The organism is Haloferula sargassicola, assembly GCF_040362925.1.
Lineage (GTDB): Bacteria > Verrucomicrobiota > Verrucomicrobiia > Verrucomicrobiales > Akkermansiaceae > Haloferula > Haloferula sargassicola.
The window spans coordinates 35,062-47,134 of record NZ_BAABRI010000018.1 but is presented as its reverse complement, the minus strand read 5'-3'; the positions used below and the strand labels follow the sequence as shown (position 1 = coordinate 47,134).

Genomic DNA, 12,073 nt, shown 5'->3' with positions numbered 1-12,073 from the left:
AAGGGCCGGTGACTTTTCTTTCGGCCGAAGAAAACTTCCGGCGTCATCGGGAGTACCTCCAGCCGGGCCATGCGGCATGCCGCATTGACCATGCAGCCCCGCTGCAAGCATCCTGCCTGCGCTCCATGGCTCTCAAAAAATCCGACTCCTCCCTCCGGGCTTCCTGCGATCAACTCCGCGGGCGGAACGGACGCCTCCCAATCCAAGGATGCCGTCCTCGTCTTCCTGTTTCTCAAATCCGTCTCCGACAAGGACGCCGGCAAGCTCTTCGCCCCGCTGACGATTCCCTCCTGAGCGCCATGGAGGCCGAGTTGGCCAAGGTCCGCCAGGTGAACCAGGGCATGATGCAGGAGTTTCTCAGCGGAAAGACGAGATAGGTCTAACTGTCGCCATGTTTACCTTCATTCACGCCGCCGATATTCACCTCGATAGCCCGTTGATTGGCCTGTCCCAACATGAGGACGCCCCGGTCGGGAAGATCCGGGGTGCCACCCGGACGGCTCTGAGCGGGCTGGTGGATCTGGCGATCGAGCGGGAGGTGGATTTCGTGCTCATCGCGGGCGATCTCTATGATGGCGATTGGAAGGACTATGGGACGGGCTTGTTTTTTGTCAGCGAGATGCGCCGGCTGGAGGAGAAAGAGGTGCCGGTCTATCTGATCTTCGGCAATCACGATGCCGAGTCGAAGATCACCAAGAGCCTTGCCCTGCCGGAGAACGTTCACGTTTTCAGCACGAGGAAAGCCGAGTCGTTTGCCCACCCGGGCCTTCCCGTCATCCTGCACGGGCAGGGCTTCGCCACCCAGGCGGTCATCGAGAACCTTGCGGAGCGGTATCCTGCTCGCGTGGCGGACCATTTCAACATCGGCCTGCTGCACACGAACCTCGGCGATGCCGCAGGCCACGGCAACTACGCCCCGAGCACCGTTTCGCAACTGGTGGCTCACGGCTACGAATACTGGGCGCTCGGGCACATTCACCAGCGGCGCGTCCACCACGAGAAGCCGCACATCGTGTTTTCCGGAAACACGCAAGGACGCCACATCAACGAACCCGGCGCCAAGGGCTGCTACGTGGTGACGGTGGACGACGAACTTGAAGTGTCGGACACCGAGTTTCACGCCCTCGACAGCGTACGCTGGGAAACCGTGAGCATCGACTGCACGGGGATCGAGGATGAGATGGATCTGGTCCAGAAGATCCGGGACGCTCTGGCCGGAGCGCTGCAGCGCGCCGACGATCGACTTCTCGCGGCCCGTGTGGTGCTCAGCGGCCCCAGCTGTCTTCACGAACGCCTCCATGCCCATCACTCCCGGATCCTGGCCGAGTGCGTGAGCCAGGCCGCGGCGGTCGATGCCGAGCAGATCTGGATCGAGGGCCTGCGCCTCAAGACCCGGACCTTGCTCGACCCGGCGGAACTGGCGAAACGGGACGACCTCACGGCCTTGGTGCTGGAGGCGCTCGATTCATTCGATCCCACCGAGCTGCCGGATCCCGTCGCCACCCTGAAAACCAAGCTGCCTGACGATGCGGTGCATGCCTTGACGTCCAGCCTGGCTCCGGGATCCGAAGAAGCGCAGGCGATCGGAGAGGACGTGCGCGCCATCGTCCTGCAAGCCATCGCCACCTCCTCCGATTAGTCGCCATGCGTTTCGATTCGATCCAGATCCCCGCCTTCGGTCCCTTCACGGGGCTCAAGCTGTCGTTTCCCAAATCGGAGACGGACTTGCATCTGATCTACGGGCCGAACGAAGCGGGCAAAAGCTCGCTGCTGCGGGCGATCCACCATCTGCTCTACGGGATTCCGACACGCACGGAGGACAACTTCCTCCATCCCTACGGAAAGCTGCTGATCGGGGCGAGCATCAGCGATGGTGAGGGCGGGCTGAGTTTCTTCCGCAAGAAGGGAAACTCGGGCACCCTGCTGGATGCCGACCAGAACAGCATCGACGAAGGCCAGCTCAAGGCGTTCTGCGGATCGGTGAACGACGAGTTTTTCACCCACATGTTCGGTCTCGGCACCGACAGCCTGCGGGAAGGTGCCGCCAAGCTGCTCTCCGGTGAAGGAGAACTCGGCACCCTGCTTTTCTCGGCCAGCCTCGGTGGCTCACCGATCGATGCGGCTCTGGAGACATTGCAGGCGGAGGCGGATGGGCTCTTCGCCGGCAAGGGCCGCAATGCGAATGCCATCGTGCAGGCGACCAAGGCCTTTCGGGAGTATGAGAAGCAGGCCCGTGACCTCTCCACTTCGGCGAACGCGTGGACGACGCTGCAAAAGGTCATCAAAAAGGCGAGGGAGGAGTTCAAGTCCCGCGAAGGGACGCTCAAAAAGAACCGCCAGCGGGAATCGCATCTGCGGAACCTGATTCAGGCCATTCCCTTGGTCGTGGAGCTTAATGAACTCGATGGAGAACTGGCGGAGATCACCCTTCCGGAGTTGCCCTCGGACTTTCCCGAGCGTGTTCGAACCGTCCAGAGTGAACTCTCGCAGGGGCAGGTTTTACACGATGCCCACGAGTCCACGCTGGCGGCCAAGAGGGAGCAGTTGAAGGGCATCGAACCCTATCAGAGCCTGGTGAAGGATGCGCCGGACCTCGACTCGCTGCATCAGGGGATCAGCAGCCATTTGCAGGACCTCGAGCTGCGTGCCGACAAGGACGAGGCGCTGCATCGGCTCCAGCAGGAGCTGGAAAAGCATTTAAAGGAGCTGGGGCTCGATTCGGTCGAAGCCCTCAACGCCCTGCCCGATCCCAGTGCCGGTGATGTGGCCACGCTCGAGGAATGCGCAGGTTCGCTGGCAGACGCGGACCGGGCGCTCGCGCAGGCCATGGCAAACGTGGAGCAGACCGACGAGGAGCTGACCGAGGCCCGGACCAAGCTGGATGCCCTTGGTGAGGAGGAGATCACCGCCGAAATTCTCGATCTTTCCGATCGTCTCGAGGAGCACGGGCAAAACGCCAGGGTCGCGGCTTCCCAGGCCGATGAACGGAAGAAACTGGCGGCCGGGCTGGAGCAGAAGGCGAGGCAGCTGGGCTTGTCCGATCGTACGGTCGACGAAATCCGAAGCCTGCCGGTGCCGGGCATGGCGCTGCTGGAGCAGCTGCGAGACGAGGGTAAATCCCTCGGGGAAATGCGGGCACGGGCCCAGGAGCGGATGGATGAACAGGATGAAGCCATCATCGGGAAGCAGGCGGATATGAAGCGGATTTCCGGCAGTATTGTCATCCACACGGAAGAGGAACTTTCCCAAGTGCGCGGTGAGAGGGACCGCCGTTGGGCGGCGTTGGCGACCCACCTGAAAGACGGAACCGCCGCGGAGCCCACCGAGGTGGAGAGACTGTCCGGGGACATCCAAAAAAGCGACGGGATCGTGGACGCCCTCCGCGAGCACGCCTCCGTGCTGGGCGAGGTGGCGACCTTGGATCGGGACTTGACGCTCCTTCAAAACCAGCGGGCTCATGCAGCGGAAGTCGTGGAGCGCATCGACGCGGAAAAGGCCGAGTGGAAGAAACGTTGGGAGGAGGCGAGCCGGATCATCGCCGATCGATCCTTCCAGCCGGCGGAGCTGATGGAGTGGCGTGAGCAATGGGAGAGCTGGTGCGAGCTCGATGGTCGGCTGACCGCTCTCACCTCGAAGATCGAGCTTCATGAGAGGAACGAGGAAGCTCTGCTCGGAGAGCTGCGGAAGCATTTCGACCGTGACGACGGCAGCTATGGCGTGCTGTCCCGGCGACTCAACACGACAATCGAAGATGCCAAGACGGCCAAGGGAGAAGGGAAGGTGCTGGGCGAGAGTGTCGCCAAGCTCACCAAGAAGAAGGCGCGGCAGGAGTCTGCGCGGATGTCTGCCTCCGAGTCGTTGGATGCCGTCCGAAAGCAATGGAATGACGCCCTCGCCATGCATCAGCTTGAGCCAAGGACTACGGCCAAAGCGGCGGTGGTGATACTGAACGCCCGCCGCAGAGCCCGGGAAACCCAGCGAGCGATCACGGACGTGTCCGAACGCCTCCAGTCGCTCGGGGAGGACATTGCTGATTTTAAAAAGCGGCTGTGCGATCAGAGGAATAAGCACCAGCCGGAGTCACCGGAGTTCGATCCTCGGAATCCCGACCTGACCGAGAAACGGCTTTGGAAAGCGCTGGAAGAAGCCCGCAGTCGTCAGACCAAGCATGACACGCTGAAAGAAGAGATAACCACGCTCGAGACGGAGTTGAAGAAGAAGCAACATTTCATCGAAGCCGCCGAGGAACAGCTCAAGGACTTGGTGGCCGAAGCGAGGGTCAAGGCTGTCGATGAGTTGTCGTCCGCGATTTCCCAATTTGAGAAGCGACAGATACTGGTGGAGCGGCGGGAGGCCGCCCATCGCAACCTCGTGAACCTGGCCGGATCTTCGCCCGTTGAGGATCTGATTGGCGAGGCGGAGTCGGCGGAACGAGCCGAGCTGCAGGCCGAAGTCGATCAACTGGCTCCGGAGATCGAGACCCTCCAGCAGGGGCGCGATGAAGCTCGCGACCGGCTGAACGAAGAACTCTCCAAGCGCGCCGAATTGGAGAAGGCCGAGGGTGGCGCCATGGAGGCCAAGCAAAAGGCGGCGAACGCGCTTGCGGAGATCGTCACCGACTCGGAACGCTTCATCCGCCTGCACCACGCGATCGCCTTTCTCAAGGCCCAGATCGAGGCATACCGCGAGAAGAGCCAAGGCCCCATGATCGCAAAGACCTCCGAGTTCTTCGCGACGCTCACCAACGGTTCCTTCGAGGGCGTGGCGGGTCAGGCCCATGACAGCGACCCCAACCGGATCCACCTCGTGGCGAGGCGACGCCGGGCTAACGACCAAGAGATTCCCGAAGCGCTTCCCACCTCCGCGCTGTCCGAGGGCACGAGGGACCAGCTCTACCTCGCGCTCCGTCTTGCCGCCATCGACATCCATCTGGAGAGCCACGCACCGATGCCTCTGATCCTCGACGACATTCTCATGACCTTTGACGACGAACGCGCCAAGTCGGTCCTTCGTGTCTTGGCAACCCTGTCGAGGAACACCCAGGTTGTCGTCTTCACCCACCATGAGCACACCCTCGATCTGGCCAAGGGCCTGCTTGCCGACGGCCAAGTGCAGCGACTGCCGGCAAACTGACAGGTGGGGGTTCGAGTGAATTTCATGCCCCGGGCATGGTCCGGCTGAGGCAGGAGCGCCGAGGGTGAAACCGGCATCGCCTCGCCTGGCGGATTCGCTTCGGCTTTGATAGGCAGCCCAAGGGCTTTTTTCGGCGAGCAGGAGCCGGGGTTTCTCTACCCGGAACTCGCCGGCTTTCCGAACAGGCGATGCCGGTTTCATAACCGGCGCTCCGCTTTACCACCGGAAATAAGAACGTTTCAGTCGCCAGATTTCTTTTCCGGCGGCTCACGAGAACATTTCAGCCGCGAAAAAAGCAATTTGGCGGATTTAAGAACAATTTCGCCCCTGAAAAAGGAATTCCACCCGTCGGCAAAACGATTTGCCGGCTTTAAAAGGATTTTGGGGGATTCGAACCTACCCACGTCAGCTGCTTTTCGGCGTTCCCTAAATGGGAAATAATGGCAAGTTACCAAAAAGGGACAATCGAGGCTTGCCTTGAACTCCGCATGTCTTAATGCTCCGCTAAATGAAGCTGGTCGGAATCGATGAATCCCTGCTCTCGAAGGTCGGGAAGGCCTGCCCTGGAGTCTTCCGGGCGTGGATGGCGGAAATGAGGGAGGCCACCTGGAACTCGGCCGATGAGATGCTGGTTCACTATCCCCGCTGCCGGCACCTCGGCGGCTGCCGCTTTCACTTTTCGATGCTTCCCGATGATTCCGGTCTCCGCGCGAACGTCATCTTCGCCAGGCCAACCGCCCCTGGCTGCGTCACCGTCACCGGCTTCGCCTCCGCACCCCAGTCTTCCGCCGCTGCACCGGTCTCCCGGCGCCAGCGGTCTCCCATGAACATGAGCACCAAGACCCCAACCGTATGATGAAAACCGTCATCCGAACCGCAAAGCAGCACGCGGAGGCGCTCAAGCGCCTCATCGCGTTGCAGGAGCGGTGGGATTCCCTCAAGGAATCCGAACGGGATGAACACGACCTACTCGTCGTCCTCGTCGCCGATTATGAAAACACCCGTCATCCCGTCCAACCGCCGACTCCCCTTGAAGCCATCCGTTTCCGCATGGACCAGATGGGTTACACTCAGAAAGACCTCGGAGTCCTGCTCGGCGCCGCCAGCCGGGCTTCCGAGGTCCTGTCCGGCAAGCGCCAGCTGAGCCAGGAAATGATGCGCCGCCTCCACCACCAGTGGGGTATCCCCGCCGCATCCCTGCTCGGACCCGCCACCGATCCCGACCCGGAGCCTCCCGCTCCGGGCCGGGCCCCGGCCGATTTCCCGCTCAAGCAGATGTGGGAGCACGGCTATTTCCCCGGTCTCAAGGGCACTTGGCGCGACTGGTCGAAAAAGAAGGACCAGCTCCTCAGTCATTTCGGCCTCGGCAAGTCGGCAGGTTCCCCCTTGCTGGCCCGGCAGATGGCCGGTGAGAAGGCGAAGGTCTGCCCCCACGCCTTGGAGGCCTGGCGGCATCGCGCTTTGCAGCTCGCCGCTGACGCGGAGGCCGGGCTCGCACCGTGGGATCGTGGGGCCATCAATGACACCTTCCTCCGCTGGCTCGTCGGCCTGAGCCACCTCGAAACCGAGGGGCCGTCACTCGCCCTCGATGCCCTCAGGGGGAAGGGGATCGCCGTGGTCATCCTGCCGCGCCTCGACCATACCTACCTTGATGGGGCGGCGCTCCTCACCGCCAGCGGGCGTCCGGTCATCGGTTTCACCCTTCGCCAGAACCGGCTCGATAATTTCTGGTTCGTCCTCTTTCACGAACTCGGACATGTCCTGAGGCATCTCAGCGGGGAAACCCCCACCATTCTCGACACCGAGATCGACGCCCGGCGCGACAGCCCGATCGAAAAGGAGGCCGACCGCTTCGCCCTCGACACCCTGATTCCGCCCCCGGTCTGGCAGCGGGTCCGCCGCCTTCGCTACGCCGCCGACCTGCGCAAGGCCGCCGCCCGCGAGCAGATCGGCGTCAGCGTCATCGCCGGCCGCTTGCGCCGGGAGGCTGAAAACTACCGCATCCACAACACCCTCGTCGGCCAGAAGAAGCTCCGTGCCGCCCTGGGCTACTCCGAATCCGACTGGCCGAAATGAACGCTCTCCCCACGGTGCGCCGGCTTCAGCCGGCATCTTCCATCTTTTCCCACCGCACCCATCGCGCAGCGGCGGAAAACCCTTTCCCGCTCCCAAGCGGCGGCCTCCGCGAAGGCTGCCGTTCCGGACGGAAAAAACCGGACCCACCCTCCGCCCACCTGCGAATGCAGGACCGGGAGCCTCGGAGGCGGTCCATGGGAACCTGCAACTGATCCGGATATGGACACTGCAACGACCAACACGAAAGGGCGTGGGCCTGCCAGAAAGGCCCAGGACATCAAGCTCGCCTGGAAGGAGCTTGCCGCGGATGCCACCTTTGGTGGCAAGACGCTCGCCGACCTCGAGGCGGCCATCGCTGCCTTCGATGGCAGGATGGACGAGCTCCAAGCGGCGAAGAAGGCCGTGAGTGCCGCCGTCATGGTGAAGAACCAATCGCTCGCCGATCTCGCCGAGCTTGCGGTCGTCATCGCCCTCGGCGTGCGCGTTCACGAGAACTACGGACGGGACTGCCCGCTCTACCGCGCCATGGGCTTCGTGCCCAAGAGCGAGCGGGCCTCCGGCACCGTCCGCAAGAAGCAGGAGCCCCCTGCTGAAAACAACGAAGCCGCCGTTTGATCGATTCCTGCAAGAATCAGCGATCAAACCGACGGCCACGTTGGGTGTAAAAGAAGGTCACCGGTCCGCAAGGGCCGGTGGCCTTTTCCTTGGGAAAAGAAGCATTTCGTGGGCGCTTGGGCAATGGGGGAGTTTGGAATCGCCTTACGCGCTGTCCGCCTGCCGCATTGACCATGCAGCCCCGCTGCAAGCATCCTGCACGCGCTCCATGGCACTCAAGAAATCCGACCTCTACTCCTCGCTCTGGGCCTCCTGCGATGAACTTCGCGGGGGAATGGACGCCTCCCAGTATAAGGACTACGTCCTCGTCTTCCTGTTCCTCAAATACGTTTCCGACAAATACGCCGGCAAGGCCTTCGCGCCGCTAACCATTCCTTCCGGCTCGACCTTCGCCGACCTCGTCGCGCTCAAGGGCTCGAAGGACATCGGCGACGACATCAACAAGAAGATCATCGCCCCGCTGGCCGCGGCCAACGACCAGCTCTCGCTCAACGATTTCCCGGATTTCAACGACGCCTCCAAGCTCGGCTCGGGGAAGGAAATGGTCGATCGCCTCACCAACCTCATCGGCATCTTCCAGACCCCGGGTCTCGATTTCTCAAAGAACCGCGCCGAGGGCGACGACATCCTCGGTGATGCCTACGAGTATCTGATGCGGCACTTCGCCACCGAGAGTGGCAAGTCGAAGGGCCAGTTCTACACCCCCGCCGAGGTCTCCCGCATCATGGCGCAGGTGCTCGGCATCGGTCAGGCCGAAACGACCGCCTCGACCACGGTTTACGACCCCACCTGCGGCTCCGGCTCGCTGCTGCTGAAGGTCGCCGACGAGGCCCGCGTCCGGCCCACGCTCTATGGTCAGGAAAAGGACACCACCACCGCCGGCCTCGCGCGGATGAACATGATCCTCCACGACTGCCCCACGGCCACCATCAGCCCGGGCAACACGCTGGCCGACCCGAAGTTCATCCAGTCCGACGGCTCGCTCGCCTCCTTCGACTACGTCGTCGCCAATCCGCCCTTCTCCGACAAGCGCTGGACCACCGGCCTCGATCCCGAAAACGACCCCTTCGAGCGCTTCACGGCCTTCGGCGTCCCACCCGCCAAGCAGGGCGACTACGCCTACCTGCTTCACATCCTCCGCTCGCTCAAGTCCACCGGCACCGGTGCCTGCATCCTGCCCCACGGTGTCCTGTTCCGGGGAAATGCCGAGGCCGCCATCCGGAAAAAGCTCATCCGCAGCGGCTACCTCAAGGGGATCATCGGCCTGCCCGCCAACCTCTTCTACGGCACCGGCATCCCGGCCTGCATCCTCGTGCTGGAAAAAGGTCACGCCCACGAGCGCGAGGGGATCTTCATGATCGACGCCAGCGGCGGCTTCATGAAGGACGGCAACAAGAACCGCCTCCGCTCCCGCGACATCCACAAGATCGTCGATGCCTTCACCAAGGGCAGTGGGATCGACGGCTACTCGCGGCTGGTCCCGCTCGCCGAGATCGAAAAAAACGACTTCAACCTCAACCTGCCCCGCTACATCGACAACCGCGAGGCCGAGGACATCCAGGACATCGAGGCCCATCTTCATGGCGGCATCCCCGCCGCCGATCTCGACGCCCTTGCCGACTACTGGAAAGTCTGTCCCGGGCTGCAGAAGTCCCTCTTCAAGGCCAATCGCCCCGGCTACCTCGACCTCACCGTGGAAACCAACGGCCTCAAGGACGCCACCCACGCCCACGCCGAGTTCGCCGCCTTTGTCGGTGGACTGGAAACCCACTTCGATGCCTGGCGTAAGTCCACCGCCAAGTCCCTGCGTGGTCTGGAGCCCGGCTGCCACCCGAAGCAGGTCATCCACGATCTCTCCGAGGGCTTGCTCGCCCACTACCTCGGCCGGCCGCTGCTCGACGCCTACGCCGTTTACCAGCACCTCATGGACTACTGGGCGGAGACCATGCAGGACGATGTCTATCTGATCGCCGCCGACGGCTGGAAGGCCGAGACCTACCGCATCCTCGTCGAGGACAAGAAGGGCAAGCCCAAGGACAAGGGCTGGACCTGCGACCTCGTGCCCAAGGCCCTCATCGTCGCCCGCTACTTCGCCAAGGAGCAGACCGCCATCGATGCCCGGCAAGCGGAGCTGGAAAGCGTCACCGCCCAGCTCACCGAGCTCGAGGAGGAACACGGAGGCGAAGATGGCGCCTTCTCCGAGTTGGAGAAAGTCAACGCCGCCGCCGTCAAAGCCCGCCTCAAGGAAATCAAAAGGAGCACAGGCGTCCCGCCTGTGAACCCTGGCAGCCGCAACAAACCCGCCCGCCCCCAAGAATCCCCCGAGCCCGAACTCCTCCGCGTCGCCGAAGATCCCGCCATCTACCATATCACCCCCAAGGAAACCGACGACGACGCCATCGAGCGCCAGGCGCTCCTCGAATGGCTCAATCTCAGCGACCGGGCCTCCGCCCTCAAGAAGACCATCAAGCAGGCCGAGGCGAAACTCGATGCCGCCGCCTACGCGAAATATCTCAAGCTCACCGAGGACGAAGTGAAGACCCTGGTCGTCGATGACAAATGGCTCGTCACCCTCGACACCGCCATCCACGGCGAGATCGACCGCATCGAGCAGGCACTCACCAGCCGCGTCAAGGAACTTGCCGGTCGCTACGCCACCCCGCTTCCGGAGCTCACCACCCGCGTGGCCGACTTCGAGGCCAAGGTCGCCGCTCACCTCGCCAAAATGAGTTATGATTAGGAAATCGCCCGTTTCCCTTCATAGCCGATTCCCTTTCTAAAGCTTCGCACCATGGATCGCCACGCATCCGGTCACCACGCCACCACCACCGGGAAAGCCGCGGCCACCGCCCCAAGCGATCGAGAACCCGCCCCCCGGCCAGGCATTCTCCAACCCGCCTGATTACCCCGTGTTTCCGCCCGAATCCACTCCTTCACCCCTCCCAAGTCCGGGCGGTGCCGGGGATGGCTTGGCGCTCCCCGGCTTGACCCTTCAGGCATTTCAGCTACGTTCCTGCCGTCGTTATGCACTTCACCCCGTCGAAGCCGCTCTTCAATATCACCGTGCCACAGCCGAAATCCCCGGCGAGGAAGGCCACGGCGCTTGCGGTTTCGAGCAGGCCGAAGCCCACTACCGAGCAGGCGCTCAAGGGCTACGACTACCTGAAATCCCGAAGCTCCCGCAGCAGCTCCGCGAGCTGAGCCGTCTCAGCCCCGTGGATCGCGCCGGCAGCAGGGCGCTCCGGAGATGGGCGGAAGATCACGCGTTCGTCATGGATGAAGCCGGATTCCTGGGCATCTGGGAAGGGCAGGGAAGACGCGGCGGTGCCGAACATCAGGTGTATTACGATCAGGAATGCGGCCGATGGTTCAAGCGCCTCTATCATGGTGTGAACTCCGGCACTCTTGGCGATTACCTTGTCCGGATGCGTCTCCACGCCGCGCTCTTTCCTGAAACCGCCTACCGGCTCGAAGGATTCTCCATCAATCCGAAGAGCAAGGAACTCGCCCCCGTCGTCTCCCAGCCTCATGTCGAGGTGGACACCACCCGCCCGCTGGTCACCAGGGCGGAGACGGACGACCTCATGGCCGCCGTGGGCTTTGCCCCCGTCCAACTCATCCACAACGGCATCCGCGACGACGGTTACTTCGCCTACCTCCATCCTGTCAGTGGCGTGCTGGCTCACGACCTCCACGATGAGAACGTCGTCCGCATCCCGGAAACCGCCGGTCTTGCCGTCATCGATCCCTACATCTCTCTCGCGCGCGCGGGCACATGGGCCGCCATCAAGCTGGCGGAAATCGGGTATCCCACGCCGCCGGACGACTCAGAGGCGGCAGCTGAAAAGGATGAATTTTGAATGATGAAGGATGAAGTTCCGCGGGATTTGGGGGAGAGGACGACGGAGTTCGCGCTTCGGATCGTGAAGATGTTCTCTGCATTGCCGAAAACCGATGAGGCTCGGACGCTTGGGAGGCAGGTCCTGCGGTCTGGTACATCGATGGGTGCGAACTACCGCGAAGCTCGAAGGGCGCGCAGCACGGCGGAGTTCATCTCAAAAATCGGAGATTGTCTCAAAGAGGCCGATGAAACCGATTACTGGCTCGAACTCCTCGTTCGCGGCGGCATGGTTCCTGAGGCGAAGATCTCCGCCCTTCGCGACGAAACCAATCAACTCATCGCTATCCTGACGATGGTTTCAAAGAGCGCGAAACGCCGCAACGACTGACCCATGACTTCATCCCTCAA

At 62.6% G+C, this 12,073-nt stretch carries 10 protein-coding genes; all 10 read left to right on the top strand.

The window, feature by feature from the left end; genetic code table 11:
• Window positions 1-90 precede the first annotated feature (90 nt).
• The 10 genes from ABXH26_RS15320 to ABXH26_RS15275 all read left to right on the top strand — a co-directional run bounded on the left by ABXH26_RS15320 (window position 91) and on the right by ABXH26_RS15275 (window position 12,053).
• Window positions 91-294 carry a hypothetical protein gene (locus tag ABXH26_RS15320; protein WP_353567968.1) on the top strand — a complete coding sequence of 68 codons (204 nt, stop codon included), beginning with the start codon at window positions 91-93 and terminating at the stop codon, window positions 292-294.
• A gap of 97 nt (window positions 295-391) precedes the next feature.
• Window positions 392-1,639 carry a metallophosphoesterase family protein gene (locus ABXH26_RS15315; protein ID WP_353567967.1) on the top strand — a complete coding sequence of 416 codons (1,248 nt, stop codon included), beginning with the start codon at window positions 392-394 and terminating at the stop codon, window positions 1,637-1,639.
• A 5-nt stretch (window positions 1,640-1,644) separates the two neighbouring features.
• Window positions 1,645-5,133: an AAA family ATPase gene (locus tag ABXH26_RS15310; protein WP_353567966.1), complete on the top strand. Its 3,489-nt coding sequence runs from the start codon at window positions 1,645-1,647 to the stop codon at window positions 5,131-5,133.
• Between the two features lie 508 nt (window positions 5,134-5,641).
• On the top strand, window positions 5,642-5,989 hold the full coding sequence (locus tag ABXH26_RS15305) for a hypothetical protein (RefSeq protein ID WP_353567965.1): 348 nt from the start codon (window positions 5,642-5,644) through the stop codon (window positions 5,987-5,989).
• Window positions 5,986-7,209 (top strand): ImmA/IrrE family metallo-endopeptidase, encoded by a 1,224-nt coding sequence (locus ABXH26_RS15300; RefSeq protein WP_353567964.1) that lies wholly within the window; start codon window positions 5,986-5,988, stop codon window positions 7,207-7,209. Before ABXH26_RS15305 ends, ABXH26_RS15300 begins: the two co-directional genes overlap by 4 nt.
• Window positions 7,210-7,428: 219 nt before the next feature.
• A complete protein-coding gene (locus ABXH26_RS15295) occupies window positions 7,429-7,824 on the top strand; it encodes a hypothetical protein (RefSeq protein ID WP_353567963.1) in 396 nt (131 codons plus the stop codon).
• Window positions 7,825-8,032: 208 nt separating this feature from the next.
• On the top strand, window positions 8,033-10,564 hold the full coding sequence (locus tag ABXH26_RS15290) for a type I restriction-modification system subunit M (RefSeq protein ID WP_353567962.1): 2,532 nt from the start codon (window positions 8,033-8,035) through the stop codon (window positions 10,562-10,564).
• A 284-nt stretch (window positions 10,565-10,848) separates the two neighbouring features.
• Window positions 10,849-11,025 carry a hypothetical protein gene (locus ABXH26_RS15285; RefSeq protein WP_353567961.1) on the top strand — a complete coding sequence of 59 codons (177 nt, stop codon included), beginning with the start codon at window positions 10,849-10,851 and terminating at the stop codon, window positions 11,023-11,025.
• Between the two features lie 14 nt (window positions 11,026-11,039).
• Window positions 11,040-11,684, top strand: coding sequence for a putative polyvalent protein kinase domain-containing protein (locus ABXH26_RS15280; RefSeq protein WP_353567960.1), 645 nt, complete (start codon window positions 11,040-11,042; stop codon window positions 11,682-11,684).
• Window positions 11,685-12,053, top strand: coding sequence for a four helix bundle protein (locus tag ABXH26_RS15275; protein WP_353567959.1), 369 nt, complete (start codon window positions 11,685-11,687; stop codon window positions 12,051-12,053). It abuts the gene before it with no gap.
• Window positions 12,054-12,073 lie beyond the last annotated feature (20 nt).